We start from the raw sequence: 26,773 nt of genomic DNA on the forward strand, positions 1-26,773 counted from the left end.
CTGGTCGTCGCGGGCGCCCACGTCGTCGTACGGCGGGCGGCCGCACATCTGCCTCGTGGGGGGGTACGAGGAGTGTGCGGCGTACTCCCCACGGGTGTTTTCGGCCCTCCACGCGCGTGCGCGCACGCGTGGTCAACCGTGACGACGGCAACGCGGCGGTCCCGAAGGCGGACGCGCGCGTGGTCAGCGTCATCGCACAGAGGCGCCGAGGTCCCTGTCACCGCTGGTGCGCGCGTGCGCGTCGTCAGCCGAGGGCGGCCAGGGGATCGTCCAGTACGGGCTGCCAGGCCGCTTCCGCCGCGCCGATGAGGCTGTTGTGGTCGAGGGTGCAGGGCAGGATGGGCACGCTGCCGCTGCGGCCCCACAGGCTGCGGTCGGCGACGACGGCGCGGAGCCGGTCCGGGTCGGCCTCGAGCAGGTCGCGGTGGAGTCCGCCGAGGATGACGCGGTCGGGGTTGAGGATGTTGACCAGCCCGGCGAGTCCGAGTCCGAGCCGGTCGATGATGAGTTCGGCGGCGGCCCGCACGGACGGGTCGGCGTACTCCGCGCGGAGCAGGTCGCGGGACTGCTGGAGCTGCGAGACCTCGGGGCCGGGCGCGCGGCCGGCCGCGGTGAGGAAGGCGAGGGGGTCGGCCTCGACGTCGAGGCAGCCGCGGCTGCCGCAGTGGCAGGGCAGGCCGACGGGGTTGACGGTGAGGTGCCCCACCTCCAGGGCGAGGCCCGAACTGCCGGTGTGCGGGCGCCCGTCGAGGACGAGGGCGCCTCCGACGCCCCGGTGGCCGGTGGCGACGCACAGCAGGTCCTTGGCACCGCGCCCGGCACCGTGGCGGTGTTCGGCGAGGGCGGCGAGGTTGACGTCGTTGCCGGTGACACCGGTGGCGGGGGCGGCTCCGGCGCCGGGGATCCCCGCCGTGGCGAGGGCCTCGGAGAAGAGGTCGCGGACCGGTGCCCCGGCCGGCCAGGACAGGTGCAGCGGGTTGAGTGCCGTGCCCTCCGGTTCGGCGACGGCCGAGGGGACGGCGAGTCCGGCGCCGAGGCAGCGGCGGCCCGTCTCGCGCAGCAGCCCGGCACCGGCCTCGACGACGGCGCCGATGATGTGCGAAGGATCCGCGGGCACGGTCATGCAGCCGGGCGCGGTGGCGATCATCCGGCCGCCGAGCCCGACGAGCGCGGCACGGAAGCCGTCGGCATGGATCTGGGCGGCGAGGACGACGGGCCCGTCGGGGGCGATGGCGAGCCGGTGCGAGGGCCGCCCCTGGGAACCGGCGGCCGCGCCGGGCCGCGCGTCGACCTCGATCAGGCCGAGGGCCTCCAGCTCGGCGGCGACGGCCCCGGCGGTCGCGCGGGTCACGCCGAGCTCGGCGGTGAGCACGGCGCGGGTGGGGGCACGGCCGGTATGGACGAGCTCCAAGGCCGGGCCGAGGGCACCGCGGCCCCGTTCCAAACGTGTTGTCCGAGTCTGGGTCACGCCCCTATTCTGACTTTGTGCCGACGCTGAACAAAATACGGACCGCCTTTCGGGGCCCGCAGGCCCCGATACCCGTCGACCCTGCCCTGCGCAGCCTCCGTACCGCCCTGACCCTCTTCTTCGCCCTCGACGGCCTGCTCTTCGCGGGCTGGGTCGTCCGCATCCCCGCCATCAAGGAGCAGACCAGCGCCTCCGCGGGCGCTCTCGGACTGGCCCTGCTCGGGGTCTCCGCCGGCGCCGTCGCGACCATGACCGTGACCGGCCGGCTGTGCCACAAGTTCGGCAGCCATCCGGTGACGGTCGCCGCCGGCGTGCTCATGTCCCTGGGCATCGCCCTGCCGCCGCTCACCCACTCGGCGCTCTCCCTCGGGCTGGTGCTCCTCGTCTTCGGCGCGGCCTACGGTGGCATCAACGTCGCCATGAACAGCGCGGCCGTCGACCTCGTCGCGGCACTGCGCAGGCCCGTGATGCCCAGCTTCCACGCCGCGTTCAGCCTCGGCGGGATGCTGGGCGCGGGGCTCGGCGGCCTGGTCGCGGGACACCTCTCCGCCACCGGCCACCTGCTGCTCCTGACCGTGATCGGGCTGGTCATCAGCGCGGCCGCGGGACGCGCGCTCCTCGCCCACCCGGCACCGCGCCCCGGGCCGCGCACCCCGGCCGCCACGGCCGGCACCGGCACCGGCAGGGGACGGCGGCTGGTCGTCGTCTTCGGCCTGATCGCGCTGTGCGACGCCTACGGCGAGGGCGCCCTCGCGGACTGGGGCGCGCTCCACCTCCACCAGGATCTCGACGCCCGGCCGGGACTCGCGGCCGCCGGCTACTCCGTCTTCGCGCTCACCATGACGCTGGGGCGCCTGTCGGGCAGCGTGCTCCTCGAACGCCTGGGACAGACCAGGACGTTGGTCGCGGGCGGTGCGGCCGCCGCCGCCGGCATGCTGCTCGGGTCGCTGGCCCCGACGGTCTGGGCCGCCCTGCTGGGCTTCGCCGTCACCGGGTTCGGCCTCGCCAACATCTTCCCGGTCGCCATCGGCCGGGCCGGGGAACTCGCCGGTCCCGGCGGGGTCGCCACCGCCTCCACGTTCGGCTACGGCGGCATGCTGCTCGGACCTCCGGCGATCGGCTTCCTCGCCGAGACCTGGTCCCTGCCGCTCGCCCTGACCACAGTCGCCGCACTCGCCGCGATGGCCGCGGCGATCGCGTACGGGACACGGAACGTGGTGCGCGCCACCGCGCGGTGACCCGGCGGCGTTGTCAGTGCTCGCTGACACAATCCGAAGGAGAGGCGTCCGGGAAGCCGGACGGGACCGCCGTCGAGGAGTGACGCGGACCGTCCGGGAGGCGAAAGGCGGGGTGGGCATGAGCGGAACGCGGGAAGAGTGGCGGTGCGCCGGGCTGCGCTGGGCACCCTCCGGACCGTCGCTGGCCTGGCTGCACCCCGCCCACGGGATGCGCTCCTCTCCCCTGCCTCCGGGGCGGCCGCTGGCGTTCACGACCGGTGACGCACGGCGGTGCGTCGGAGTGCGCAGGGGCACCCGGCACACTCCGTGCCCGGCAGACGCCGAAGTGCCCACGACAGCGGTCTCGGCGCAGTGCCCCGAGTGCGCGCGGCTGGACCGCTCGCACTCCGTGGCCGCCGACACCGCTGTCGACGACCCCCGGCCGTACGACGTCTATCTGGCGTGGTTCGGCCCCGACGTGATCAAGGTCGGGATCACGGCCGCCGAGCGCGAAGGCGTCCGGCTGCTCGAACAGGCCGCGCTGTCCTACGCCCTGCTCGGGCGCGGCCCGTTGATGGCCGCCCGCCGGGCGGAGGCCGTGCTGGACGCGGCACTCGCGGTCCCGGACCGCTTCCCATACGCGGCCAAGCGCGCCGCCCGCCACCCGGTGCCGCCCCGCGAGCAGCGGGTGGCGGAGCTGGCCGCGCTGCACGAGCGGGCCCGCACGCTCGGCACCCTGCCGGAGTCCCTGGCCGTACGGGCCTTCGCGCCGGTGCACCACGACGAGATGTTCCGTCTCGACCGCATCGGCCCGGACCCTCGTCTGGTGGAGCTGTCCGCGGGGCGCACACTGACGGGCGAGGTCGCCGCGGTGGCCGGCCCGGACGTGTATCTGGAAACAGCGGACGGGCGGCTCCTGTTGGCGGACGCCCGGCGGCTCGCGGGCTGGCCGCTGCTGGCGGCAGCGGCCGGGGCGAGGACGACGGTGTCCGTGCGCATACCGGAGCCGGCCGGTCCGCAGTCGCTCTTCTGACGTCCTCCCGTCAGCCCAGCCAGCCGGGCCGGACGAGGCCGGACTCGTAGGCGAGGACGACCAGTTGGGCCCGGTCCCGCGCCCCCAGCTTGACCATGGCACGGCTGACGTGCGTCTTGGCGGTGAGGGGGCTGACGACGAGACGACGGGCGATCTCGTCGTTGGACAGGCCGATCCCGACGAGCGTCATCACCTCGCGCTCGCGGTCCGTCAGCTCCGCGAGGGCGTCGGCGGCAGCGGGTTCCTTGGAGCGGGCGGCGAATTCGGCGATCAGGCGGCGCGTCACGCCCGGCGAGAGCAGCGCGTCACCGGCGACCACGGCCCGTACGGCACGGAGCAGTTCATCCGGTTCGGTGTCCTTCACGAGAAAGCCGGAGGCGCCGGAGCGGATCGCCTCGAAGACGTATTCGTCCAGCTCGAAAGTGGTCAGCATGATGACCTTCACGTCCGCCAGGTGCGGGTCCTCGGTGATCCGTCGGGTGGCGGCGAGCCCGTCGAGAGCGGGCATCCGGATGTCCATGAGGACGGTGTCGGGGCGCAGTTCGCGGACCAGCGCCAGGGCCTGCGATCCGTCCGACGCCTCACCGACGACGGTGATATCGGGCTGCGCGTCCAGCAGGGCGCGGAATCCGGCGCGTACGAGCAGCTGGTCGTCGGCGAGCAGGACGCGGATGGCGGGTGCCGCTCGGTCGCTCACGGCTTCTCCTGGGGCGGGGTGGTGAGGGGCAGTCGGACGCTGACGCGGAAGCCGCCGTCGGGCCGGGGGCCCGCCTCGACCGTACCGCCGAGGGCGGCGGCCCGCTCCCGCATGCCCACCAGCCCCTTGCCGCCGCTGGGGAGCGCGGCCCCGGTGGCGGGGCCGTCGTCGTCGACGCGCAGCAGGAGCGCGTCGGGACGGTAGGCCAGCAGCACCCGGGCCGTGCGGGAGCCGGAGTGGCGGACGATGTTGGTGAGGGCCTCCTGGACGATCCGGAAGGCGGCGAGGTCGGCACCGGGTGGCAGGGCGATGCGCGGGCCCTCGGTGGTGATGTCCACGGCGAGCCCGGCGCCGGCCGCCTGTTCGGCCAGCTCGGGCAGGCGGTCGAGGCCGGGGGCGGGCGAGCGGGGCGCGTCGCCGGGGGTGCGCAGGGTGTCGAGCACCTGCCGGACCTCGCCGAGCGCCTCCTTGCTGGCGGCCTTGATGGTGGTGAGCGCCGTGCGGGCCTGTTCGGGGTGCTCGTCGAGCAGGGCGAGACCGACGCCGGCCTGGACGTTGATGACGGAGATGCTGTGGGCGAGCACGTCGTGCAGTTCGCGGGCGATGCGCAGCCGCTCCTCGTCGGCGCGGCGGCGCTCGGCCGCGGCCCGCTCGACGCGGTCGCGGACCCACTGTTCGCGCCGCAGCCGGACCAGTTCGGAGCCGACGAGGACGGCCACGGCCCAGGCGGTGGGCGCCCACTCCTCGTTCCAGGCGGCCGGCCCGTCGCCACCGGGCGGCAGCCAGCGGTAGAGCCAGTGGGCGATGAGGAGATGACCGGCCCACAGCAGACCGACCGCGCTCCAGGCGGCACGGCGGTGTCCGGCGACGATCGCGGTGAAGCAGGCGATGACGACGCTGAGGAAGACGGGGCTGTAGGGGTAGCCGCCACCGAGGTAGAGCAGGGTGACGGCGCATGTGCCGAAGACGGCGGCGCGCGGGTGGCGGTGGCGGATCAGCAGGAAGGCGGGTCCGGCGGCGAGCAGGACCCTCGCGAAGGAGTCGAGCGGCGCCCGGTCGGGCTGGTCCAGTGCGGCGTAGTCCCCGCCGATCTGCTGGAACACCGCGACGGCGAGGGTGGACGGCCATGGCGGGCGCCGCGTCGAGCGGGCGAACCAGCGCTCCCAGGGCGGCCCCCCGCCGCGCTCCCGCGCCCACGGCGCCCGTCCTTCACTGCCCATACGGCCAAGCTAGTCGGCGGCGGGGCGGATGGCGTCAGCCGCGCGTGGTGGCCGCGTCTGCTTCCTGGGGAGTAGTGAGCCCGACCTGATGGGCCAGACCGCGGACGGCGTGCGCGAAGAACGCGTCCCGGGCCTCGACGACCTGGTTGAACTGGCCGAAGAGCTCGAAGCCGATCAGCCCGAAGAGCTGGGCCCAGGCGGCGACGAGCGCGGCGGTCGCCGGCGCGGGAAGCCCTGGGGCGAACTCCGCGGCCAGCCGCTCGACATCGGTGTGCACGGTGCGGGGCAGGGGGTCCACGGGCGGGGTGACGAGCCTGCCGCCGGCGTGGGCCTCGCGGGCGATGGAGAGCAGGGTGAGCGCCACCCGGCCGGCCGGCTCGACGGTGGTCAGGGGGGCGGTGTAGCCGGGGACGGGTGAGCCGTAGATCAGCGCGTATTCGTGCGGGTGGGCGAGGGCCCAGGTACGGACGGCCCGGCAGACGGCGGTCCAGCGCGCGGTCGGATCCTCGCTGTCGACGGCGGCGAGGGCGGTCTCGGCGGCGGTGCCCACCGCGTTGTACGCGTCGACGATGAGGGCGGTCAGCAGGTCGTCGCGGCTGGGGAAGTAGCGGTAGAGCGCGGAGGAGACCATGCCGAGCTCGCGGGCGACGGCGCGCAGGGACAGTTTGGCCGCGCCGTCCCGTGCGAGCTGCAGGCGCGCCTCGTCCTTGATGGCGGCGGTGATTTCGCTGCGGGCCCGCTCTCTGGCCCCTCGGATCGCACTCATGAGGCCCAGTCTGCCAGTCGACGGGAGCAACAGCCAGAAACGAGAGCAGTGCTCTTGCGCTGCCGCGAGAAAGAGCGCACACTGATCTCAAGCGAGAGCACCGCTCTCTAATTGGAAACCGGAAACCCGGGGGTATCCCATGGCGCGCTACATCAAGCCCGGACGGCTGGAAGCACGGCTCGTCCACGGCACGATCGGCTGGCTGGCACGGCGAGGTCTGAGCCTGGCGGGAACGGCGGAGCTGTCGGTACGGGGGCGCAGCAGCGGCGAGTGGCGGCCGGTCCCGGTCAATCCGCTCGACGCGGAGGGAGGGCGCTTCCTCGTCTCGGCGCGCGGCGACGGGCAGTGGGTGCGCAATCTCCGGGCCGCGGGCGGCGGGCGGCTGCGCGTCGGGCGCACCACTCAGCCCTTCACAGCGGTGGAGGTGGCCGACGAGGAGAAAGTCCCACTGCTGCGGGCCTATTTGAGCCGCTGGGGCTGGGAGGTGGGCCGGTTCTTCGACGGAGTGACCGCGAAGTCGCCCGACGAGGAACTGCGGCGGATCGCTTCACTGCACCCGGTCTTCCGGATATCGACGACACCGGGGGCAGCTGGGCAGGGCTGAGGGGGCAGGCGCGCGGGCCGACAGCGCGCCACCGGCCCACCGGCGGCTCACGCGGAGGGCGAACCATGCGGGCCGATCGGCGCGAACCGTGCGCGCCTCCGGAGCGGCTACCCGCTGCCCGCCCTCGAAACCCGGTGAAATGCCGCCGGGCCGGGCCGACGGCCGGCCCGGCTCACGCTCCGAGCGCTCAGCGGGCGTTCGCGGCCTCGGCGCGGTCCACCGAGGACAGGACGCGGCGGGCCACCGGGTGCGTCCGTACGATCTCGGCGAGCGTGGTCGTGCCACGCGTGATCTTCGCGAACGCCTGCCATGCCGGGCGGAAGCCCGTTATGGCAGCGTGGACGAGGCCGGGGCGCCGCCTGTAGAGGGCGAGCATCCGGCGCCCGACCCCCATCTCCACGCCCAGACCCGCCTTGATGGCGAAGGCGTAGTTGAGCGCCTGGCGACGGGCGTCCACCGCGTCCTGCGCCTCACCGATGCGTACGGCCCACTCCCCCGCCAGGCAGCCCGAGCGCAGGGCGAAGGAGATGCCTTCGCGGGTCCACGGCTCCAGCAGTCCGGCCGCGTCACCACACACGATCACCCGGCCGCGGGAGAGCGGCGAGTCGTCCGAGCGGCAGCGGGTGAGATGTCCGGAGGAGATGCTCGGCTCGAAACCCGCCAGGCCGAGGCGGGCGATGAAGTCCTCCAGATAGCGCTTGGTGCCCGAGCCGTCGCCCCGCTCCGAGATCACGCCCACCGTCAGGGTGTCGCCCTTGGGGAAGACCCAGCCGTAACTGCCCGGGATCGGGCCCCAGTCGATGAGCACCCGGCCCGCCCAGTCCTCGGCGACCGTCGGGGGCACCGGGATCTCGGCCTCCAGGCCGAGGTCGACCTGATCGAGCTTGACCCCCACATGGGCCCCTATGCGCCCCGCGCTGCCGTCGGCGCCGACGACCGCGCGGGCCAGGACGGTCTGCCCGTCGCCGAGCACGACAGCGACGGTGCGCCGGTCGGGCACCGCCGGGCCGTGCTGCTCGACACGGGAGACGGTCACGCCCGTGCGCACCTCGGCGCCCGCGCGCTGCGCGGCCTCGACCAGACCCGCGTCGAACTCGGGCCGGTTGATGAGCCCGAAGAGCATCCGCTTGGAGCGGCGGGTGCGCGAGAGCTTCCCGTTCAAGGAGAAGGTGACAGCATGCACACGCTCGCGCAGCGGCAGTTCGAAGCCCGGCGGCAGCGCGTCCCGCGAGGGGCCGATGATGCCTCCGCCGCAGGTCTTGTAGCGAGGCAGTTCGGCCTTCTCCAGGAGGAGGACGCGGCGGCCCGCCGAAGCGGCCGCGTGGGCCGCGGAAGCCCCCGCGGGTCCCGCGCCCACCACTACGACATCCCACACCGGCCCCTGGCCCTCGGCCGCGTCCCGCCCCGCGTCCTGGGCTGCGTTGTCGCTGCTCACCTGTGCTGTTACTCCCGCTCGATCACCGGTTACGGCTACCGCCCGCATCCTACGGCCCGCCGCCCGTCCGCCCCGCCCCGGGAAGGCCGTGGGCACAGCGCGGGGCGGCCATGGGAGGATCGGCAGCGCAATCGCCTGTATGTACGGCTAACGCCGTGCCCCCAAGGAGCGTTCCATGGAGCAGCCCTCGTCCCCTCAGCCCCAGCCGGACCCGGCCGCGCTGGCGGCGACCGTCGCCTCACTCCAGTCCCGTGCCAGGGCCGAGCTGGCCGAGCTGGTGGCCTTCAAGTCGGTCGCGGACGAGGCGCAGTTCCCGCGCGGCGAGTGCGAGGCCGCGGCGAACTGGGTGGCCGACGCCCTGCGCGCCGAGGGCCTGGAGGACGTGGCGCTCCTCGACACCCCCGACGGCACCCAGTCCGTCTACGGCTGCCTGCCGGGCCCGGCGGGCGCGCCCGTCGTCCTGCTCTACGCGCACTACGACGTGCAGCCGCCACTGGACGAGGACGCCTGGCTCTCGCCGCCGTTCGAGCTGACCGAGCGCGACGGGCGCTGGTACGGGCGCGGTGCCGCGGACTGCAAGGGCGGTGTGGTCATGCACCTCACCGCGCTGCGGGCGCTGAAGGCGCACGGCGGTGTCCCGGTCACCGTGAAGGTGATCGTCGAGGGCTCGGAGGAGCAGGGCACCGGCGGCCTGGAGCGGTATGCGCAGGCGCACCCGGAGCTGCTGGCCGCCGACGCCATCGTCATCGGCGACGCGGGCAACTTCCGGGTGGGCCTGCCGACCGTCACGGCGACGCTGCGCGGCTTGTCGACCCTGGTGGTCCAGGTGGACACCCTGGAGGGCAATCTGCACTCCGGCCAGTTCGGCGGGGCGGCTCCCGACGCGCTGGCGGCACTGATCCGCGTCCTGGACTCGCTGCGCGCCGAGGACGGCTCGACCGTCATCAACGGCCTGGACGCACAGGCGCGCTGGGAGGGACTGCAGTATCCGGAGGAGGACTTCCGCAAGGACGCCAAGGTCCTCGACGGCGTGCGGCTGATCGGTTCCGGCACGGTGGCCGACCGGCTCTGGGCCCGCCCGGCCGTCACGGTCCTGGGCATCGACTGCCCGCCGGTGATCGGCGCCACCTCGTCCGTCCAGGCGAGCGCCAAGGCGCTGGTGAACCTGCGGGTCCCGCCGGGCACGGACGAGGCCGCGGCCGCGAAGCTGCTGACCGCCCATCTGGTCGCGGCCGCGCCGTGGGGGGCGCGGATCTCGGTGGAGCAGGTCGGCCAGGGCCAGCCGTTCCGTGCCGACACCGAGAGCCCGGCGTACGCGTCGATGGCCGAGGCGATGCGCGTCGCCTACCCGGGCGAGGAGATGCAGATCTCCGGCATGGGCGGCTCGATCCCGCTGTGCAACACCCTCACCTCCCTCTACCCGGAGGCGGAGATGCTGCTGATCGGGCTGAGCGAGCCGGATGCGCAGATCCACGCGGTGAACGAGAGCGTCTCCCCGGAGGAGCTGGAGCGGCTCTCGCTGGCCGAGGCCCTGTTCCTCGTCAACTACGCGGCCGGCAAGCGCTGACGTCACGGCGGCCCTTGGGCCGTCAGCCGACCGGGACGCCCGCTTCGAGGTTGAGCGGGCGTCCCTGTTCACGGGCGCGCAGCGCCCAGCGGAGTCTGGTCAGCCGCACGGGCGGCAGCAGGGCCGCCGCCTCGCTCTCGGTGACGAAGCGCCAGCCGCGCAGTTCGGAGCCGGGCAGCAGGAGCCGGTGCGCGTCGTCCTCCGTGAGCCGCCCTCCGTCGAAGAGGAACCGCAGGCCGCCGTAGCCGGGCGGCTTGGGCGGCTCCCAGTCGATGACCAGCAGGCGTGGCACCTCGGGGAGTTCGATGCCGATCTCCTCGGCCACCTCGCGCATCCCGGCCCGGGCGGGCGCCTCGCCGGGTTCGACGACCCCGCCGGGGAACTCCCAGCCCGGTTTGTAGGTGGGGTCGACGAGGAGCACACGGTCCTCCTCGTCGAAGAGCAGGACCCCGGCGGCGAGGGTCTCGGCCGTGGGCTCGGGGGTCTGGACGATCGTACAGACGCCGGCGGTTCCGGTGCGTACGGCCTCCGCGACCCGCTCGGCGACCTCCCGTGGGGTCAGGCCGCCGGTGTCCACGGCGAAGGTGTCGGCGCGGAGCCAGGGCAGCGCCGCGCGGTAGGGGGCGATGTGGTCCAGCGCCCAGCGCCGGACGCTCTCGCTGCGCTCGGGGTCGTGCTCGTACTCCTCACGGTTCGCGATACGCGCCCGCAGTATCGTTTCGTCAAGCGTCAGCAGCACATGCCGAACAGGGATGCGACGGGAGGCGAGGGCGCCGAAGATCTCGTCCCGGTACTCCTGCCGCAGCAGGGTCATGGGCACCACGAGCACCCCGCCGACCTCGGCGAGCAGCGCCGCCGCGGCGTCGGCGACCAGCCGCCGCCAGATCGGCAGGTCCTGGAAGTCGCCGACCTCGCCCATCCTCTTCGGCGGCATCAGACAGCGCAGTGCTCCGCCGATCACTTCAGGGTCGTAGAGGGTGCTGCCGGGAATCAGCTCGGTCAGCTCTCTCGCCGTGCTGGTCTTCCCCGTACTGAACGCGCCATTCAGCCAGACGATCACGGTTCCCCCTTCTCCGTTGACCCCTGTGAAGTGCCCGCAACACCTTGCCACGGAAACGCGTGCGAGCGGCATGGCGCGCCACCAGTTCGACGGCTCGTCGGTGACGGCCGGATTCCGCCTGCCGCGCCCCGTCCGCAGCAGCCGGCACGGCCGTCGGTTCGCGTTCCTTGCCCGGCCCCCTCTCCCCCGGGACCGCTTCCGGCGCATACCCCCGCGCCGGGCTTCCACCCCCGCGGGTCTCAGCGTCCCGACGGCGGCGCCCAGAGCCCCAGTTCGCGCGCCGCGGCGGACGCCGCGCCGACCAGCCCGGCGTCGGATCCGAGCCGGGCCGGGAGCACCTCGATCCCCGAGGCGAAGGACAGCGTCGCGTAGTCCCGCAGGCGCTCACGGAGCGGGCCGAAGAGGATGTCACCCGCGCCGGCGACACCGCCGCCTATGACGGCCACCTCGATCTCGACCAGGGTGGCGGTCGCCGCGATCCCCGCGGCCAGGGCCTGCGCGGCGCGCGCGAAGGAGGCGAGGGCCACCGCGTCCCCGGACCGGGCGGCCGCCGCGACGGCGGCCGCGCTGCGGTCGCCGCCCGGGCCCGGGCGCCAGCCCCTGTCGAGCGCGCGGCGGGCGATGTTGGGGCCGCTCGCGATGCGTTCGACACAGCCGCGCGCGCCGCAGGGGCAGGCGTCGCCGTCGAGGTCGACGCTGATGTGTCCGATGTGGCCCGCATTGCCCGTGGGTCCGGTGTGGAGGCGGCCGCCGAGGACCAGTCCGCCGCCGACGCCCGTGGAGACGACCATGCACAGGGCGTTGGCGCGGCCACGGGCAGCGCCCTGCCAGTGCTCGGCCGCGGTCATGGCGACGCCGTCGCCCACCAGCACCACCGGCAGTCCGCCCACCCGCTCCCGCACCTCGGCGACCAGCGGGAAGTCGCGCCAGCCGGGGACGTTGACCGGGCTGACCGTGCCGCGGGAGGCGTCGACGGGACCGGCGCTGCCGATGCCCACCGCCAGGACCCGTGGCCACTCGGGTGCGCGTACGAGCTCGTCCTGCACCTCCGCCACGGCGCCCATCACCGCCGTGGCGGCCTCCCCCGCGGGCGTCAGCCGCTGGGCGCGGACGAGCAGGCGCCCGTTGTCGTCCACCAGCGCGCCCGCGATCTTGGTACCGCCGATGTCGAGAGCCGCGACGAGGCCGGAGCGGTCGATGTGCATTTGGTGCGGTATCTCCTGGTCCACGGGCGCCGAAAGGGTGTGCGGTCGCCAGTCTCCCCAGAGTTGACAACGTTGTCCAGGCTCTATGCTCGACGTCACCCCCACGCATCGACGCCCGCCGTGACACACAAAGGAACGAGCCATCGTGGCCCAGACCAGCCCGCAGTACCGCTACGGCAACCGCCCGACCATGAAGGACGTGGCGGCGCGCGCGGGGGTGGGTCTCAAGACCGTCTCGCGGGTGGTGAACGGCGAGCCGGGCGTCACCCCGGACACCGAACGGCGCGTGCAGGACGCCATCACGGCGCTGGGCTTCCGCCGCAACGACAGTGCCCGCATCCTCCGCAAGGGCCGTACGGCGTCCATCGGGCTCGTGCTCGAAGACCTCGCCGACCCCTTCTACGCGCCGCTCAACCGCGCCGTCGAGGAGGTGGCCCGCGCCCACGGCGCCCTCCTCATCAACGGTTCCAGCGCCGAGGACCCCGACCGCGAGCGGGAGTTGGCCCTGGCCTTCTGCGCCCGCCGTGTCGACGGCCTGATCGTCATTCCGGCGGGCGACGACCACCGCTATCTGGAACCCGAGATAGCCGCCGGCATCGCCACCGTCTTCGTGGACCGCCCGGCAGGGCGGACGGCCGCCGACGTCGTGCTCTCCGACAGCTTCGGCGGCGCCCGCGACGGCGTCGCCCACCTCGTCGCGCACGGCCACCGGCGCATCGGCTTCATCGGCGACCACGCGCACATCCACACCGCCACCGAGCGGCTGCGCGGCTACCGCGCCGCCATGCGGGACGCCGGGCTGCCCGTGGACGAGCGGTGGATCTCGCTCGGCCCCACCACCCCCGAGCGCGTCCGGGCGGCGGCCGAGACCATGCTGGCCGGACCGCGGCCGGTGACCGCTCTGTTCGCGGGCAACAACCGCGTGACGGTCACGGCCGTGCGCGTCATCGCCGCCGCGCCCCGCCCGGTCGCTCTCGTCGGCTTCGACGACTTCGAGCTCGCCGACCTCCTCTCGCCCGCCGTCACCGTCGTCGCACAGGACGCGGCGCGGCTCGGACGCACAGCGGCGGAGCGGCTGTTCCGGCGGCTGGACGGAGTGACGGAAGCCCCGCAGCGGGTGGAGCTCCCCACCCGGCTGATCGTGCGCGGCTCCGGCGAACTCCCGCCCGTCGAAGACTGATCGCTATGCCTCCCGGCCCGCCAGCCGGTCGAGGTCCGCGCGCGTCAGCCCGGTCGGTCCGGTGACCTCGGCGCTGTCGATCGCCCCGCAGTCCAGTCCTCGCAGCAGATACCCGCTGAGTGCCCTGGCCGTGGCGGGTTCATCCAGTACGGCGCCGCTCACACTCCGCATATATGCGGCCAGTCGAGCAGCGGCCTGGTCAAGTCCCTCTCGGTAGAAGGCGTACACCGCCACGTAGCGGGTCGGCAGATGGCCCGGATGCATGTCCCAGCCCTGGTAGTACGCCCGCTCCAGCGCCCGGCGCACGAGTCCGTGGTGCAGCCGCCAGGCGTCGTGCACCTGCCGGGTCGAGCCGACCGGCAGGACATTCGTCGAACCGTCGGAGAGGCGGACCCCGGTACCGGCGGCCGCGACCTGCATGACGGCCTTGGCGTGATCGGCCACCGGATGATCGGGCGACTGCTGCGCCGCGCCCACCCCGCAGGAGGCGCTGTAGTCGAAGGTGCCGTAGTGCAGCGAGGTCACGCGGCCCCCGGCGGCATCGATCATCCGGGCGACGGTGGCCCGCCCGTCGGCGCCCAGGATCGCCTGGGTGGTCTCGATCTGGATCTCGAAGCGGATGCGCCCGGGCGCGAGGCCCCGCGCCTTCTCGAACTCCTCGGCCAGCCGGACCATCGCCGTGACCTGCTCGGCGTAGGTGACCTTGGGAAGGGTGAGCACCAGCCCCGCGGGCAGCCCGCCGGCCTCCATCAGCCCGGTGAGGAAGATGTCGAGCGTGCGGATGCCGCGGTCGCGCACGGCGGCTTCCATGCACTTCATGCGGATGCCCATGTACGGGGCCGCCGTGCCGTCCTCGTACGCCCGCGCCACCAGCCGCGCGGCCCGCGCGGCCGCCGCGTCCTCCTCGGCGTCGGGGCGCGGCCCGTAGCCGTCCTCGAAGTCGATGCGCAGGTCCTCGACGGGCTCGTGCTCCAGCTTGGCGCGCACGCGCTCGTACACGGGCCCGGCGAGGCCGTCGGGTATCCCGAGGACGGCGGCGAGCGCCGCGGCGTCGGGGGCGTGGGCATCGAGAGCCGCGCGCGCCTTCGCGCCCCAGGAGCACACGGTGTCGGAGGCGAAGACGTCGGCGGGGACGTAGACGGTGTGCACGGGCTGGCGGGTGCCGGGGTCGCCGGGATAGCGGCGCGCGAGATCGGCGTCGACGTCGGCGAGGGAGGCGCCTATGCGTTCCTTCAGGGCCTCGTCGAAGGTTGTCGCGACCGTCCCGTGCTGCCCCATGGCGCCGTCCTCCGCATTTCCGCTGACCGGAATTCACTGTCCGTGCAGCGAAGTTAGCGACGGCCCAGGGGCAAGGTCAACAGCCCCGGCCCGATCGGCACGGTGCCGGGGACGCCGTGAGGCCCCGTACGCGCGGGCGTACGGGGCCTCACGGGCGGACGGGTTCAGCCCTTGCGGGCCGTGACCTCCGCGGTGAGCTGCGGGACGACCTCGAAGAGGTCACCGACCACGCCGTAGTCGACCAGGTCGAAGATCGGGGCCTCGGCGTCCTTGTTGATGGCGACGATCGTCTTCGAGGTCTGCATGCCGGCCCGGTGCTGGATCGCGCCGGAGATGCCCGCCGCGATGTACAGCTGCGGCGAGACCGACTTGCCGGTCTGGCCGACCTGGTTGGTGTGCGGGTACCAGCCGGCGTCGACGGCGGCACGCGAGGCGCCGACGGCCGCGCCGAGCGAGTCGGCCAGGCCCTCGATCAGCGAGAAGTTCTCGGCGCCGTTGACACCGCGGCCACCGGAGACCACGATCGCGGCCTCGGTCAGCTCGGGGCGGCCGGTCGACTCGCGCGGGGTGCGGGAGACGACCTTGGTGCCGGTCGACTTCTCGCCGAAGGAGACGGCCAGTTGCTCGACCGTACCGGCGGCAGCGGCGGCCTCCGGGGCGGCGGAGTTGGGCTTGACGGTGATGACCGGCGTGCCCTTGGTGACGCGGGACTTGGTGGAGTACGAGGCCGCGAAGACGGACTGCGTGGCCACCGGGCCCTCGGCGCCGGCCTCCAGGTCGACGGCGTCGGTGATGATGCCCGAGCCGATACGGACCGCGAGGCGGGCCGCGATCTCCTTGCCCTCGGCGGAGGACGGGACGAGCACGGCGACCGGGGAGACGGCCTTGTACGCGGCCTCCAGGGCGTCGACCTTGGGCGCGACGAGGTAGTCGGCGAACTCGGACGCGTCGGCCGTGAGGACCTTCACCGCGCCGTACTCGCCGAGTGTCTGCGCGGCGGCGTCGGCACCGGCACCCAGGTGCACGGCGACGGGCTCGCCGAGGCGGCGCGCGAGGGTGAGCAGTTCGAGGGTGGGCTTGCGGACGGCACCGTCCACGTGGTCGACATAGACGAGAACTTCAGCCATGGGATGGGACTCCTGCGCAGAAAAGGGGCGGATGACGGTTCGTGCGGACTGACGGAAGCTCAGCCGCGGTGGGGACCGGAAGCCTTCGCGGACGCGCCGCGGGGCCCGGATCCGCCGCTAGATGAACTTCTGGCCCGCGAGGAACTCGGCGAGCTGCTTGCCGCCCTCGCCCTCGTCCTTGACCACGGTGCCGGCCGTGCGGGCCGGGCGCTCGTTGGCCTCGTCGACCTTGGTCCAGGCGCCTTCGAGACCGACCTCTTCGGCCTCCAGGCCGAGGTCGGACAGGTCCAGGGACTCCACCGGCTTCTTCTTGGCCGCCATGATGCCCTTGAAGGACGGGTAACGGGCCTCGCCGGACTGGTCGGTGACGGACACGACGGCCGGGAGGGACGCCTCCAACTGCTCGCTCGCGGCGTCACCGTCACGGCGGCCGGTCACCTTGCCGTCGGCCACGGCGACCTCGGACAGCAGGGTCACCTGCGGCACGCCCAGGCGCTCGGCGAGCATGGCCGGGACCACGCCCATGCCACCGTCGGTGGACGCCATGCCGGAGATGACCAGGTCGTATCCGACGTGCTCGACGGCCTTGGCCAGCACCAGCGACGTGCCGAGCGCGTCGGTGCCGTGCAGGTCGTCGTCCTCGACGTGGACGGCCTTGTGCGCGCCCATGGACAGCGCCTTGCGCAGGGCGTCCTTGGCGTCCTCGGGACCCACGGTCAGCACGGTGATCTCGGCGTCGTCCGCCTCGTCGGCGATCTGCAGCGCCTGCTCGACCGCGTACTCGTCGAGCTCCGAGAGCAGGCCGTCCACGTCGTCACGGTCGACGGTCAGGTCTTCGGCGAAGTGCCGGTCGCCGGTGGCGTCGGGCACGTACTTCACACAGACAACGATCCTCAAGCTCACGCCGGCTCTCCTACTGCATCGTCTCTTCGTAGCTGCCTTGTGCAGGCAGCATAGGCGCCTTGTGGGGCGTATTCCGGTCGGACCGGGCAACGCCCCGAACGGAATGTTACTCGTCAGTACACCCAGCGCGTTCCACGAATGCAAGGCACGCCAACTGTGATCTGGCCAACGCGCCGGACCAGGGACGTATCAGTCGCGCAGACCGTTGAAGCGCCCCTGGTGGTAGAGCAGCGGGCGGCCCGCACCCTCGGGGTCGCCGGCGACGACTTCCGCGAGCACCAGGCGATGGTCACCGGCGGGCACCCGGGCGACCACCCGGCACACCAGCCAGGCCAGGACGCCGTCGAGCAGGGGCACGCCCTCGGGGCCGGTCCGCCAGCTGGTGGGCGGCGCGAAGCGGTCGGCACCGCTGCGCGCGAAGGTGCCGGCCAGCTCCCGCTGGTGCTCGCCGAGTATGTGGACACCGACGTGTTCGGCCTCGGCCAGCACGGGCCAGCTGGAGGAGCCGGTGCCGACGCCGAAGGAGACGAGCGGGGGTTCGGCGGCGACGGAGGTGAGCGAGGTGGCGGTGAAGCCGACGGGGTGGGTGCCGTGCGCGGTGATCACGGCGACGCCCGAGGCGTGCCGGCGGAACACGGAGCGCAGCAGTTCGGGGCTGGCGAGGCGGGGCGTGCCGAGTCCGGGCGTGGCCGTCATCGATCTGTCCTTCTGGTGGAGGTCCATCCGGGAGCTGTACGGTCTCGGGTGCTCATTGCTCCGGACAGCGCGCGCCGGCCGTCCGGAGCAGATCGACGTACGCGCGTCCGTGGAGAAGCAGTCCAGGCCACATCACGTCACATTGACGATCATGCGTGTACACCGTCAAGTGAGGCCGGGGGTATGGGAGATGGATCACGGTGCATCACACCAGGGCGCCGAGCGCCGCGATGACATGGGCCTTGCGGGGCTGCCCGGCCGCCCGGCGCGCGACGCGGCCGGACGCGTCGAGGACGAGCACGGTGGGAGTCGCGCTGACGCCCAGGGCGCGGACGAGCTCCAGTCTCGCCTCGGCGTCGATCTCGACATGCGCGACGCCCTCGACCATGGCGGCGACCTCCGCCAGGGTCCGTCTGGTCGCCCGGCACGGCTGGCAGAAGGCGCTGGAGAACTGGACGAGGGTGGCCCGCTCCCCCAGCTCCGCACCGAGCTCGGCGGCATCCAGCCGCATCACTTCGTCCCGCACCGGCACACTCGCCCCTCCGCAGTCGTCCGCGTCCCCGGGACCGTCGCGGCCCCGTGGTGTTCCGACGGTTGAAGCGCCGCCGGGGCCGCAGAAATTTCCCTTCACGCCCTCGAACGCGCCCCCGTCCGGCGCTCGCGGGGGTCTGCCCGGTTCTGTCCGGAGTACGCGGTGTACCTTCGGCACTACCGGACGGCCGGACCGCGCCGCGGGCCGACGTGACGAGGATCTCCTGGCCCCCGGGGCGTCCCCGCTGGTCCATGGGCCGGGCGATCAGGCACGATCGGCCGGGAGCCGAGAACCTACGGCCGCGTAACTTCAGCCGGGAGCACCCTCCCCAGGCCCAGAAGGATTTCCCCGATATGGCAGAACTCGTCTACCCCCCGGTGATCGGTGTCGCCCGCTCCATGTTCAAGGCGCTCGATCTGCGCTTCGACATCCAGGGCACCGAGCACGTGCCGCAGCGCGGCGGGGCGGTGCTGGTGAGCAACCACATCGGCTATCTCGACTTCATCTTCTGCGGGCTGGCCGCCCGGCCCGCCAAGCGCCTGGTGCGCTTCATGGCCAAGGAGTCCGTCTTCCGGCACAAGGTGTCGGGGCCGCTGATGCGCGCGATGAAGCACATTCCCGTGGACCGCGCGGCCGGCATGGACGCCTACAAGCACGCGCTGTCCGCGCTGCGCTCGGGTGAGATCATCGGTGTCTTCCCGGAGGCGACGATCTCCCAGTCGTTCACGCTGAAGAACTTCAAGTCGGGCGCGGCCCGGCTCGCCCAGGAGGCGGGCGTGCCGCTGCTGCCGATGGCGCTGTGGGGCACCCAGCGGCTGTGGACCAAGGGGCACAAGCGGGATCTGGGCCGCAACCACATCCCGATCACCATGCGGGTGGGCGAGCCGATGGCCGCCGATCCGGCCGAGCACGCCGACACGATCACGGAGCGGGTACGGGGCCGCGTCCAGGAGCTGCTGGAGGCGGCTCAGCGGGCCTATCCCGTCCGCCCCAAGGGTCCGGACGACACCTGGTGGGTTCCCGCCCACCTCGGCGGCACGGCGCCGACCCCCGCGGAGGCCGCGGCCCTGGACCGCCGCTGACGCGCGCCCGGCGGGCGCCTGACACCAGGCGCCCGCCGGGGCGCCGTCCCCGATCGTGGACCGGAATGACACATCCGGCCGCAAGGTCGATGACATTGCGGCCGGACGCATTCTCACGCGCGAGCGCTTACCTCTGCTTGCCCATCTCCGCCGCGAGCGTCGCCACGAAGGCGTCCACATCGGCTTCGGTGGTGTCGAAGGAGCACATCCAGCGGACATCACCGGCCGCCTCGTCCCAGAAGTAGAAGCGGTAGCTCTTCTGGAGACGCTCGCTCACGTCGTGCGGCAGCCGCGCGAAGACGGCGTTGGACTCCACCGGGTGCAGGACCTCCACTCCGTCGACGGTCCGTACGCCCTCCGCCAGGCGCGCGGCCATGGCGTTGGCGTGCGAGGCGCTGCGCAGCCACAGGTCCCCGGCGAGCAGTGCCTCGAACTGGGCGGAGACGAAACGCATCTTGGAGGCCAGCTGCATGGACAGCTTGCGCAGGTGCTTCATGGCCCGCACCGCGTCCGGGTTCAGCACGACGACGCACTCGCCGAACAGCATGCCGTTCTTCGTGCCGCCGAACGACAGCAGGTCCACGCCGGCGTCGGTCGTGAAGGCCCGCAGCGGGACGCCGAGCGTGGCCGCCGCGTTGGCGATGCGGGCGCCGTCGAGATGGACCTTCATGCCCCGCTCGTGGGCATGGTCGCAGATCTCCCGGATCTCCTCCGGCGTGTAACAGGTGCCGAGTTCGGTGGTCTGGGCGATCGAGACGATCTGCGGCTGCGCCCGGTGCTCGTCGTCCCAGCCGTACGCCTCCCGGTCGATGAGCTCGGGGGTGAGCTTGCCGTGCTCGGTCGGCACGGTCAGCAGCTTGAGCCCGCCGACACGCTCGGGTGCCCCGCCCTCGTCCACGTGAATGTGCGCCGTGCCGGCACAGATCACCGCGCCCCAGCGCTCGGTGGCCGCCTGGAGGGCGACCACATTGGCACCGGTGCCGTTGAAGACCGGGAACGCCTCGGCCGTCGGGCCGAAGTGACCGCGCATCACCTCTTGGAGGTGCGCGGTGTAGACGTCCTCGCCGTAGGCGATCTGGTGGCCGCCGTTGGCGAGGGCGAGGGCCGCGAGGATCTCGGGGTGCGCGCCCGCGTAGTTGTCGCTGGCGAAGCCGCGCGAGGCGGGGTCGTGCCGCCGTATGGCATCGGTCGTCGCGGTCACGGTTGCGGAGTCAGCCACAGACGGGTTCCGTTCACTTCTCGGGCGGGCTTCCCCCAGACGCCGACGATGGCCTCGGCCAGGTCCTTGACGTCCGTGAAACCCGCGAATTTCGCGTTCGGGCGCTCGGCGCGCATGGCGTCGTGCACCAGGGCCTTGACCACCAGGATGGCAGCGGCCGCCTTGGGTTCACCCTCGCCCCCCGCCTTGCGGAAGGCGTCGGCGAGCGCGAGCGTCCACGCCTCGGCGGCGGCCTTGGAGGCGGAGTACGCGGCGTTGCCCGCGGTGGGCTTGGAGGCGCCGGCGGCGCTGACGAGGAGATAGCGGCCGTTGCCGCTGCGCTGGAGCGGGGCCTCGAAGGCGAGCGAGGTGTGCTGCACGGTACGGATGAGCAGCTTCTCCAGCAGCTCCCAGTCCGCGAGGTCGGTCTCGGCGAACGTCGCCGAGCCGCGCCAGCCGCCCACCAGGTGTACCAGGCCGTCGATCCGGCCGAATTCCTTCTCGGTGCGGTCGACCCAGCCGCGGGTGGCCTCCAGGTCGAGCAGGTCCACGATGTCGCCGGTGACCGTGGCGCCCCCGTGGGCATAGCGGGCGGCGTCGACGGCCTCGGCGAGCCGGGCGGCGTCCGCGTCGGAGGCGACGACCGTCGCCCCGGCCTCGGCCAGGCGCAGCAGCGTCGCGCGCCCGGCCGGTCCGGCCGCGCCCGCCACCGCCACGACCGCGCCGTCCAGCCGGCCCTCGCCGTTCGTCGTTGTGCTCATGATCGTCGCCTCCGTCTCACGCTTGCTCACGCGGCCGCCTGCCCCTCGCTCGCCGCGGTGATCCCCTTGGTCGAGGCGATCACGCTGCGCAGCTTCTTGGCAAGGGCCTCGTAGAACATGCTGAGCGGGAACTCGTCCGGAAGCACGTCGTCCACGAGCTTGCGCGGGGGCTGGGTCAGGTCGAGGGCGTCGGGGCCCTTGGCCCATACGGAGCCGGGGTGCGGCGCGAGGTAGGAGGAGACGAGCTCGTAGGCGGCGAACCAGTGCACGAGCTTGGGACGGTCGATCCCGTCGCGGTAGAGCTTCTCGATCTCGCCGCACAGCTGGTTGGTGACCTGCGGGGCGCGGTCCCAGTCGATGTGCAGTGTGTTGTCCGTCCAGCGTACGACGTCGTGCTTGTGGAGGTAGGCGAACAGCAGCTGCCCGCCGAGGCCGTCGTAGTTGCGCACGCGCTCGCCGGTGACCGGGAAGCGGAACATCCGGTCGAAGAGGACGGCGTACTGCACGTCGCGGCCCTGGGCATAGCCGTCGCTCTCCAGCTTCACGGCCTCCTTGAAGGCCGTGAGGTCGCACCGCAGCTCCTCCAGGCCGTACATCCAGAACGGCTGCCGCTGCTTGATCATGAAGGGGTCGAACGGCAGGTCGCCGTGGCTGTGGGTGCGGTCGTGGACCATGTCCCACAGGACGAACGCCTGCTGGCAGCGGTGCTGGTCGCCGATCATCTCCCGGATGTCGGCGGGCAGCTCCAGGCTGAGGATGTCGACGGCCGCCTCGGTGACCCGGCGGAAGCGGGCCGCCTCGCGGTCGCAGAAGATGCCTCCCCAGGTGAAGCGCTCCGGGGCCTCGCGGACGGCGATGGTCTCCGGGAAGAGGACCGCGGAGTTGGTGTCGTAGCCGGCGGTGAAGTCCTCGAAGGTGATGCCGACGAAGAGGGGGTTGTCGTAGCGGGTGCGCTCCAGCTCGGCGAGCCACTCCGGCCATACGACGCGCAGGACGACCGCCTCGAGATTGCGGTCGGGGTTGCCGTTCTGCGTGTACATCGGGAAGACGACGAGGTGCTGGAGTCCGTCGGCGCGCTGCGCGGCGGGCTGGAAGGCCAGCAGCGAGTCCAGGAAGTCGGGCACGGCGAATCCGCCGTCCGCCCAGCGGCACAGGTCCGTGACGAGCGCGCGGTGGTACGCGGCGTCGTGCGGCAGGAGAGGCGAGAGCTCCTCGACGGCCGTGGCGACCCGGCCGATCTCGGTGCGTACGGTGTCGCCCGGGGGTGCGCCCTCCGCTTCGAGGTCGATGGACCCGTCCGGGGACTGCCACGGCCGGATCGTTTCCACGGCGTCCTTGAGCGTGGCCCACGACGGATGATCGATCACGCGGCTCGCCGCTGTTTCGTCGGTCGCTATCGCCATCGACGCAAGAATTTCCGTCATGTCTGCCCCTCCTCGGGAGAACTTCGCGTTAAGACACCGTATCTGTGTGCGGTTCTTCATCTCAAGAGGGGCAGCCATAAATTATCCTGCCGACCCCCTGGTCAGACCGCTGATTTTCCTGTCGGCACGCACTCGGGTGGCCTCAGACGCCTCACGGCATCGCGTCCGGCGCGTGCGGCCCGCTGCTGCCCTGGCTCAGTTCCGGCCATTGACCGGCGCTCCTTCATGGGTACCCTCCGGGGCCGCCGAGAATTCATGAATCGGCAACAGTCTTCCGCTATTCGGACGATCAGTGATCTGACCTGGACAGATCCCGTCGGCACTGCCACGCTCCCGCCATGTCCGTCGCCAACCGGCCCGCAGGCCGCACGACTTCCCGTTCCGCTTCCCTCCACGCCGCTCTCTCCGCCGGGCCCTCGCACCTCGCGGCTCCCGGCCACCGCGGGCGCCTGCCGCGCCTCGGTGCCGCGCTCGCCGTGCTGCTGCTGGGCGCGGCCGTCGGCTGTGCCCCGCAGGACGACACCGGCTCCGCGAAGTCGGCCGCCGCGCCGCACGCCGCCGCGTGCGCCAAGGGCCACCTGGCGACCGCGACCGCGGGCAAACTCACCGTGGGCACCGACAAGCCGGCCTACGCCCCGTGGTTCCAGGACGACGACCCGGCCGACGGCAAGGGCTTCGAGTCGGCCGTCGCGTACGCCGTCGCCGACCGGCTCGGTTACGCCAGATCCGACGTGATCTGGCAGACGGTGCCCTTCAACTCCGCTGTGGCACCCGGGAAGAAGAAGTTCGACTTCGACCTCAACCAGATCTCCGTCAGCGACGAGCGCCGCCGGGCCGTCGACTTCTCCTCGGGCTACTACGACGTCCGGCAGGCCGTCATCGCGCTCAAGGGCTCACCCGCCGCCAAAGCCACCACGGTGGACGCCCTCAAGCACGTGAAGGTAGGCGCGCAGGTGGGCACCACGAGCCTCGACGTCGTCAACAGCGTCATCCGGCCCGAACAACGGCCCGCCGTCTTCCAGAAGAACGACTACGCCAAGACCGCGCTCAAGAACGGCCAGGTGGACGCGATCGTCGTGGACCTGCCCACGGCCTTCTACATCACCTCCGCCGAGGTCCAGGAGGCGAAGATCGTCGGCCAGTTCGCAGCCTCAGGAGGCAGGGCCGAGCAGTTCGGACTCGTGCTCGACAAGGGCAGCGGGCTCACCGGCTGCGTCAGTGACGCCGTCGACTCCCTGCGCAAGGACGGCACACTCGCCCGCCTGGAGAAGACCTGGCTCTCCGAGGCCGTCGACGCACCGGTGCTCAAGTGACGGCCGAGGACACGGGGCCCGCCACCCCGGCCCGGGGCGCCCCGCCGGAGAGCGACGCCCTGCCGGAGAGCACCGCGTCCCAGGAGGCCGCCACCCGGGACGCATATATTCCTTCCGCACGACGCCTGGAACGCGAACGGTTCAAACGTGCGCGTGCCCGCCGGGCCACCAGCGTGGCGGCCGTCAGCACACTGGTCACCGGCACCGTACTGTTCCTCGCCGTCGTCAACTCCCCCGGCTGGTCCCGCACCCGGGAGACCTTCTTCGACGCGCACTACGCCCGCGAGGCCCTGCCCAAGGTGCTCGACGGACTGCTGCTCAACCTCCGGCTGCTGGTCGTCTGCGGGGCCGCGGTCCTCGTACTCGGCCTGCTGATAGCGATCGCCCGCACGCTGCGCGGCCCGGTCTTCTTCCCCTTGCGGGCCCTCGCCACCGCCTACACCGACTTCTTCCGCGGTCTGCCGCTCGTCATCTGTCTCCTGATGGTCGTCTTCGGCGTTCCGGCGCTGCGGCTGCAGGGCGTGACGACGGACCCGGTGCTCCTGGGCGGCACGGCGCTGGTGCTCACGTACTCCGCCTACGTCGCCGAGGTGTTCCGCGCGGGCATCGAGTCCGTGCATCCCAGCCAGCGCGCGGCCGCTCGCTCGCTGGGCCTCTCCGGCCCGCAGACGCTGCGCCACGTGGTGCTGCCGCAGGCCGTGCGCCGTGTCGTCCCGCCCCTTCTGAACGACCTCGTCTCGCTCCAGAAGGACACCGGTCTCGTCTCGATCGCGGGCGCCGTCGACGCGGTCTACGCGGCGCAGATCATCGCCGCCAAGAGCTTCAACTACACGCCCTACGTGGTCGCCGGGCTCATCTTCGTGGCCCTCACCATCCCGATGACACGGTTCACCGACTGGATCACCGCACGGATGGACCGCCGCCGGGCCCAGGGAGGAATCGTATGAGCACCGCCGAACCGTCGGCCGCCGTGCTGCGGCTGGAGGCCGTGCGCAAGACCTTCGGCCGCTCCGTCGTCCTGCGCGATGTCGGCCTCGAAGTCGCCCCGCACACCGTGACCGCCCTCATCGGGGCGTCCGGTTCGGGCAAGTCGACCCTGCTGCGCTGCGCGAACCTCCTGGAGGAGATCGACGACGGCGCGATCTTCCTGGACGGCGAGGAGATCACCGACCCGCGCGTGGACCCGGACACGGTGCGCCGTCGCATCGGCGTGGTCTTCCAGGCGTACAACCTCTTCCCGCACATGACCGTGCTCGACAACATCACGCTCGCCCCGCGCCGGGTGCACGGCGTGCCGCGGGCCGAGGCGGAGGAGCGGGCGCGGGAGCTCCTGGAGCGGCTCGGCCTGGGCGGCAGGGCCGGTGAGTACCCGGACCGGCTCAGCGGGGGCCAGCAGCAGCGGGTGGCGATCGTACGGGCCCTGGCGGGGCGGCCCCGGCTGCTGCTGCTCGACGAGATCACCGCCGCCCTCGACCCGGAGCTGGTCGGTGAGGTGCTGGCCGTCGTGCGCGATCTCAAGGACGACGGCATGACCATGGTGCTCGCCACCCACGAGATGGGGTTCGCCCGGGACGTCGCCGACCAGGTGTGCTTCCTCGACGGCGGTGTGGTGCTGGAGCATGGCACGCCCGCGGAGGTCTTCGGCGAGCCCCGCGAGGAGCGCACGCGGCGCTTCCTGCGCCGGCTGGTCGAGGCGGGCCGGCTGTAGCGGTGCGGGCTGTAAGGGGCACCGCCCGCGGGCCGGTGCCCCTTACAGCCTCGGAATCCTGCCGCCTTACGGCAATTCCTTGACGAGCAGCTCGAACTCGAGGTCGTCGCGCTGCGGGATGCCGAAGCGCTCGTCGCCGTACGGGAAGGGGGACATCCGGCCGGTACGGCGGTAACCGCGGCGTTCGTACCAGGCGATCAGCTCGTCACGCTGCCGTATGACGGTCATGTGCATCTCGTCGGCGCCCCACTCGGCACGCACGAACCGCTCGGCCTCGGCGATGATCACCTTGCCGAGCCCGGCGCCCTGCATCGCCGGACGGACCGCGAACATCCCGAAGTAGGCGTGCGTGCCCCGGTGTTCCAGCTGGCAGCAGGCGACGGTCTCGCCCTCGCACTCCACCACCAGCAGACGGCTGTTCTCGTCCGTCACCACGGCCTCGACGCCCGCGGGGTCGGTCCGCTGGCCGTCCAGCAGATCCGCCTCGGTCGTCCACCCGGCACGGCTGTCGTCACCGCGGTAGGCCGATTCGACGAGTGCCACGAGCTCGGGCACGTCGGCGACGGTCGCTGCCCGGAAGACCGGCTCTGCGGTGCGGCTGCTGGCTGTCTCCATGGTCTCCGTGTGGTCCTCTCCGTACGGCTTCGGCTGCACCTCTTGGCTGCATACGAACACTAACCCGATCGGCTCTGCGTACAGTCGCGTCATGGTGCATGTACTGAGCAGCCGCGTGCTTCTGCGGCCCACCGATCCGGAGCGTTCCCGGGAGTTCTACGGGCGGGCGCTGGGGCTCGCGGTCTACCGGGAGTTCGGGACCGGCCCGGAGCGCGGCACGGTCTATTTCCTGGGCGGCGGGTTCCTGGAGGTCTCGGGCCGCGCCGACACGCCGCCGGACCCCGGCATCGAGCTGTGGTTCCAGGTCGCGGACGCCGCGGCGGCCCACGCGGAATTCCTCCGCGAGGGCGTCGAGGTGCTGGAGCCGCCGGAGACCAAGCCCTGGGGACTGATCGAGATGTGGATCACGGACCCGGACGGGGTGCGGATCGCGGTGGTGGAGGTGCCGGAGGGGCACCCGATGCGCTATCGCCCAGGCATCTGAGGACGCCTGGGCGACGCGCGGCCGCGCAGCAGGGGCGACAGGATTCGAACCTGCGACTAGCGGGTTTGGAGTCCGCTGCTCTGGCCAGCTGAGCTACGCCCCTTCGGTGCCCTCACTCTCTCCCGAAGACCGCGCCCAAGGCAAGATCTTTTTTTGCCGCGGGCTTCGGCCGGTGGGCGCGCTCCTCCCGTGCACCGGTC

26 protein-coding genes and 1 tRNA gene are annotated in these 26,773 nt (G+C 72.6%); 10 read left to right on the forward strand and 17 right to left on the reverse strand.

The genetic code is table 11. The features are described 5' to 3' along the window. Positions 1-244: 244 nt before the first annotated feature. Complete coding sequence (locus ACH427_RS11810) at positions 245-1,468, reverse strand: ROK family protein (protein WP_398869282.1); 1,224 nt, start codon at positions 1,466-1,468, stop codon at positions 245-247. A gap of 17 nt (positions 1,469-1,485) precedes the next feature. On the opposite strand from ACH427_RS11810, the gene ACH427_RS11815 reads away from it, so the two are divergent. After that, positions 1,486-2,706 (forward strand): MFS transporter, encoded by a 1,221-nt coding sequence (locus ACH427_RS11815; protein WP_398869283.1) that lies wholly within the window; start codon positions 1,486-1,488, stop codon positions 2,704-2,706. 118 nt (positions 2,707-2,824) lie between these two features. Then, positions 2,825-3,718, forward strand: a complete 894-nt coding sequence (locus ACH427_RS11820; RefSeq protein WP_398869284.1) for a DUF2797 domain-containing protein — start codon at positions 2,825-2,827, stop codon at positions 3,716-3,718. Between the two features lie 10 nt (positions 3,719-3,728). Here ACH427_RS11820 and ACH427_RS11825 read toward each other — a convergent pair whose 3' ends face one another. Genes ACH427_RS11825 through ACH427_RS11835 form a run of 3 tightly spaced genes read right to left on the reverse strand, consistent with a single transcriptional unit; the run spans position 3,729 to position 6,401 of the window. Next, a complete protein-coding gene (locus ACH427_RS11825; protein WP_398869455.1) occupies positions 3,729-4,391 on the reverse strand; it encodes a response regulator in 663 nt (220 codons plus the stop codon). A gap of 20 nt (positions 4,392-4,411) precedes the next feature. Further along, positions 4,412-5,635, reverse strand: coding sequence for a sensor histidine kinase (locus ACH427_RS11830; protein WP_398869285.1), 1,224 nt, complete (start codon positions 5,633-5,635; stop codon positions 4,412-4,414). Between the two features lie 34 nt (positions 5,636-5,669). Continuing rightward, positions 5,670-6,401, reverse strand: coding sequence for a TetR/AcrR family transcriptional regulator (locus tag ACH427_RS11835; protein ID WP_398869286.1), 732 nt, complete (start codon positions 6,399-6,401; stop codon positions 5,670-5,672). 139 nt (positions 6,402-6,540) lie between these two features. Here ACH427_RS11835 and ACH427_RS11840 point away from each other — a divergent pair, with 139 nt between their 5' ends. Next, entirely contained in the window at positions 6,541-7,005 is a 465-nt protein-coding gene (locus ACH427_RS11840; protein ID WP_398869287.1) for a nitroreductase/quinone reductase family protein, read from the forward strand. Between the two features lie 187 nt (positions 7,006-7,192). Here the strand turns inward: ACH427_RS11840 and ACH427_RS11845 are convergent, their stop codons facing one another. Next, positions 7,193-8,440, reverse strand: coding sequence for a geranylgeranyl reductase family protein (locus ACH427_RS11845; protein ID WP_398869288.1), 1,248 nt, complete (start codon positions 8,438-8,440; stop codon positions 7,193-7,195). Between the two features lie 175 nt (positions 8,441-8,615). Here ACH427_RS11845 and ACH427_RS11850 point away from each other — a divergent pair, with 175 nt between their 5' ends. Beyond that, positions 8,616-10,007 carry a dipeptidase gene (locus ACH427_RS11850; protein WP_398869289.1) on the forward strand — a complete coding sequence of 464 codons (1,392 nt, stop codon included), beginning with the start codon at positions 8,616-8,618 and terminating at the stop codon, positions 10,005-10,007. A gap of 22 nt (positions 10,008-10,029) precedes the next feature. On the opposite strand, the gene ACH427_RS11855 is transcribed toward ACH427_RS11850, so the two are convergent. Then, positions 10,030-11,067 carry an NUDIX domain-containing protein gene (locus ACH427_RS11855; RefSeq protein ID WP_398869290.1) on the reverse strand — a complete coding sequence of 346 codons (1,038 nt, stop codon included), beginning with the start codon at positions 11,065-11,067 and terminating at the stop codon, positions 10,030-10,032. A 239-nt stretch (positions 11,068-11,306) separates the two neighbouring features. Continuing rightward, positions 11,307-12,272, reverse strand: a complete 966-nt coding sequence (locus ACH427_RS11860; protein ID WP_398869291.1) for an ROK family protein — start codon at positions 12,270-12,272, stop codon at positions 11,307-11,309. A 190-nt stretch (positions 12,273-12,462) separates the two neighbouring features. On the opposite strand from ACH427_RS11860, the gene ACH427_RS11865 reads away from it, so the two are divergent. Next, complete coding sequence (locus tag ACH427_RS11865) at positions 12,463-13,452, forward strand: LacI family DNA-binding transcriptional regulator (RefSeq protein WP_398869456.1); 990 nt, start codon at positions 12,463-12,465, stop codon at positions 13,450-13,452. Between the two features lie 3 nt (positions 13,453-13,455). On the opposite strand, the gene ACH427_RS11870 is transcribed toward ACH427_RS11865, so the two are convergent. The 5 genes from ACH427_RS11870 to ACH427_RS11890 all read right to left on the reverse strand — a co-directional run bounded on the left by ACH427_RS11870 (position 13,456) and on the right by ACH427_RS11890 (position 17,967). Continuing rightward, positions 13,456-14,730 carry a DUF6986 family protein gene (locus ACH427_RS11870; RefSeq protein WP_398869292.1) on the reverse strand — a complete coding sequence of 425 codons (1,275 nt, stop codon included), beginning with the start codon at positions 14,728-14,730 and terminating at the stop codon, positions 13,456-13,458. A gap of 164 nt (positions 14,731-14,894) precedes the next feature. After that, entirely contained in the window at positions 14,895-15,857 is a 963-nt protein-coding gene (locus ACH427_RS11875; RefSeq protein ID WP_398869293.1) for an electron transfer flavoprotein subunit alpha/FixB family protein, read from the reverse strand. A 117-nt stretch (positions 15,858-15,974) separates the two neighbouring features. Continuing rightward, positions 15,975-16,760 carry an electron transfer flavoprotein subunit beta/FixA family protein gene (locus tag ACH427_RS11880; protein ID WP_087924966.1) on the reverse strand — a complete coding sequence of 262 codons (786 nt, stop codon included), beginning with the start codon at positions 16,758-16,760 and terminating at the stop codon, positions 15,975-15,977. 189 nt (positions 16,761-16,949) lie between these two features. Then, positions 16,950-17,456: a flavin reductase family protein gene (locus tag ACH427_RS11885; protein WP_398869457.1), complete on the reverse strand. Its 507-nt coding sequence runs from the start codon at positions 17,454-17,456 to the stop codon at positions 16,950-16,952. 205 nt (positions 17,457-17,661) lie between these two features. Further along, positions 17,662-17,967, reverse strand: a complete 306-nt coding sequence (locus ACH427_RS11890; RefSeq protein WP_398869458.1) for a TlpA family protein disulfide reductase — start codon at positions 17,965-17,967, stop codon at positions 17,662-17,664. A gap of 374 nt (positions 17,968-18,341) precedes the next feature. On the opposite strand from ACH427_RS11890, the gene ACH427_RS11895 reads away from it, so the two are divergent. Next, positions 18,342-19,070, forward strand: coding sequence for a lysophospholipid acyltransferase family protein (locus ACH427_RS11895; RefSeq protein WP_398869294.1), 729 nt, complete (start codon positions 18,342-18,344; stop codon positions 19,068-19,070). A gap of 127 nt (positions 19,071-19,197) precedes the next feature. Here the strand turns inward: ACH427_RS11895 and ACH427_RS11900 are convergent, their stop codons facing one another. The 3 genes from ACH427_RS11900 to ACH427_RS11910 are packed head-to-tail and all read right to left on the reverse strand — an operon-like array spanning position 19,198 to position 22,453. Further along, the gene (locus tag ACH427_RS11900; protein ID WP_398869295.1) at positions 19,198-20,289 is read right to left on the reverse strand and encodes a threonine aldolase family protein; all 1,092 of its coding nucleotides are present in this window, start codon (positions 20,287-20,289) and stop codon (positions 19,198-19,200) included. Beyond that, on the reverse strand, positions 20,268-21,029 hold the full coding sequence (locus tag ACH427_RS11905) for an SDR family NAD(P)-dependent oxidoreductase (protein ID WP_398869296.1): 762 nt from the start codon (positions 21,027-21,029) through the stop codon (positions 20,268-20,270). The genes ACH427_RS11900 and ACH427_RS11905 overlap by 22 nt, the downstream gene beginning before the upstream one ends. A gap of 26 nt (positions 21,030-21,055) precedes the next feature. After that, positions 21,056-22,453, reverse strand: a complete 1,398-nt coding sequence (locus tag ACH427_RS11910) for a DUF6421 family protein (protein WP_398869297.1) — start codon at positions 22,451-22,453, stop codon at positions 21,056-21,058. A gap of 338 nt (positions 22,454-22,791) precedes the next feature. On the opposite strand from ACH427_RS11910, the gene ACH427_RS11915 reads away from it, so the two are divergent. The 3 genes from ACH427_RS11915 to ACH427_RS11925 are packed head-to-tail and all read left to right on the forward strand — an operon-like array spanning position 22,792 to position 25,474. After that, positions 22,792-23,766 (forward strand): ABC transporter substrate-binding protein, encoded by a 975-nt coding sequence (locus ACH427_RS11915; RefSeq protein WP_398869298.1) that lies wholly within the window; start codon positions 22,792-22,794, stop codon positions 23,764-23,766. 59 nt (positions 23,767-23,825) lie between these two features. Further along, positions 23,826-24,713, forward strand: coding sequence for an amino acid ABC transporter permease (locus tag ACH427_RS11920; protein ID WP_398869459.1), 888 nt, complete (start codon positions 23,826-23,828; stop codon positions 24,711-24,713). Next, the gene (locus ACH427_RS11925) at positions 24,710-25,474 is read left to right on the forward strand and encodes an amino acid ABC transporter ATP-binding protein (RefSeq protein ID WP_398869299.1); all 765 of its coding nucleotides are present in this window, start codon (positions 24,710-24,712) and stop codon (positions 25,472-25,474) included. The genes ACH427_RS11920 and ACH427_RS11925 overlap by 4 nt, the downstream gene beginning before the upstream one ends. 66 nt (positions 25,475-25,540) lie before the next feature. Here the strand turns inward: ACH427_RS11925 and ACH427_RS11930 are convergent, their stop codons facing one another. Further along, a complete protein-coding gene (locus ACH427_RS11930) occupies positions 25,541-26,089 on the reverse strand; it encodes a GNAT family N-acetyltransferase (protein ID WP_398869300.1) in 549 nt (182 codons plus the stop codon). A 91-nt stretch (positions 26,090-26,180) separates the two neighbouring features. Here ACH427_RS11930 and ACH427_RS11935 point away from each other — a divergent pair, with 91 nt between their 5' ends. After that, on the forward strand, positions 26,181-26,573 hold the full coding sequence (locus ACH427_RS11935; protein WP_398869301.1) for a VOC family protein: 393 nt from the start codon (positions 26,181-26,183) through the stop codon (positions 26,571-26,573). Between the two features lie 29 nt (positions 26,574-26,602). On the opposite strand, the gene ACH427_RS11940 is transcribed toward ACH427_RS11935, so the two are convergent. Continuing rightward, positions 26,603-26,676, reverse strand: a tRNA-Trp gene (locus tag ACH427_RS11940). Between the last annotated feature and the right edge of the window lie 97 nt (positions 26,677-26,773).

Source organism: Streptomyces sp. NPDC020379, assembly GCF_044387105.1.
In the GTDB taxonomy this organism is placed as follows: Bacteria; Actinomycetota; Actinomycetes; order Streptomycetales; family Streptomycetaceae; genus Streptomyces.

What these genes read in the sequence shown, in the direction of transcription:
- ACH427_RS11820 (WP_398869284.1), top strand. Translation starts at nt 2,825, where the DNA reads ATGAGCGGAACGCGGGAAGAGTGGCGGTGCGCCGGGCTGCGCTGGGCA.
- ACH427_RS11830 (WP_398869285.1), bottom strand. Translation starts at nt 5,635, where the DNA reads ATGGGCAGTGAAGGACGGGCGCCGTGGGCGCGGGAGCGCGGCGGGGGG.
- ACH427_RS11835 (WP_398869286.1), bottom strand. Translation starts at nt 6,401, where the DNA reads ATGAGTGCGATCCGAGGGGCCAGAGAGCGGGCCCGCAGCGAAATCACC.
- ACH427_RS11840 (WP_398869287.1), top strand. Translation starts at nt 6,541, where the DNA reads ATGGCGCGCTACATCAAGCCCGGACGGCTGGAAGCACGGCTCGTCCAC.
- ACH427_RS11850 (WP_398869289.1), top strand. Translation starts at nt 8,616, where the DNA reads ATGGAGCAGCCCTCGTCCCCTCAGCCCCAGCCGGACCCGGCCGCGCTG.
- ACH427_RS11860 (WP_398869291.1), bottom strand. Translation starts at nt 12,272, where the DNA reads ATGCACATCGACCGCTCCGGCCTCGTCGCGGCTCTCGACATCGGCGGT.
- ACH427_RS11865 (WP_398869456.1), top strand. Translation starts at nt 12,463, where the DNA reads ATGAAGGACGTGGCGGCGCGCGCGGGGGTGGGTCTCAAGACCGTCTCG.
- ACH427_RS11870 (WP_398869292.1), bottom strand. Translation starts at nt 14,730, where the DNA reads ATGGGGCAGCACGGGACGGTCGCGACAACCTTCGACGAGGCCCTGAAG.
- ACH427_RS11875 (WP_398869293.1), bottom strand. Translation starts at nt 15,857, where the DNA reads ATGGCTGAAGTTCTCGTCTATGTCGACCACGTGGACGGTGCCGTCCGC.
- ACH427_RS11885 (WP_398869457.1), bottom strand. Translation starts at nt 17,456, where the DNA reads ATGACGGCCACGCCCGGACTCGGCACGCCCCGCCTCGCCAGCCCCGAA.
- ACH427_RS11890 (WP_398869458.1), bottom strand. Translation starts at nt 17,967, where the DNA reads ATGCGGCTGGATGCCGCCGAGCTCGGTGCGGAGCTGGGGGAGCGGGCC.
- ACH427_RS11895 (WP_398869294.1), top strand. Translation starts at nt 18,342, where the DNA reads ATGGCAGAACTCGTCTACCCCCCGGTGATCGGTGTCGCCCGCTCCATG.
- ACH427_RS11905 (WP_398869296.1), bottom strand. Translation starts at nt 21,029, where the DNA reads ATGAGCACAACGACGAACGGCGAGGGCCGGCTGGACGGCGCGGTCGTG.
- ACH427_RS11910 (WP_398869297.1), bottom strand. Translation starts at nt 22,453, where the DNA reads ATGACGGAAATTCTTGCGTCGATGGCGATAGCGACCGACGAAACAGCG.
- ACH427_RS11915 (WP_398869298.1), top strand. Translation starts at nt 22,792, where the DNA reads ATGTCCGTCGCCAACCGGCCCGCAGGCCGCACGACTTCCCGTTCCGCT.
- ACH427_RS11925 (WP_398869299.1), top strand. Translation starts at nt 24,710, where the DNA reads ATGAGCACCGCCGAACCGTCGGCCGCCGTGCTGCGGCTGGAGGCCGTG.
- ACH427_RS11930 (WP_398869300.1), bottom strand. Translation starts at nt 26,089, where the DNA reads ATGGAGACAGCCAGCAGCCGCACCGCAGAGCCGGTCTTCCGGGCAGCG.
- ACH427_RS11935 (WP_398869301.1), top strand. Translation starts at nt 26,181, where the DNA reads ATGGTGCATGTACTGAGCAGCCGCGTGCTTCTGCGGCCCACCGATCCG.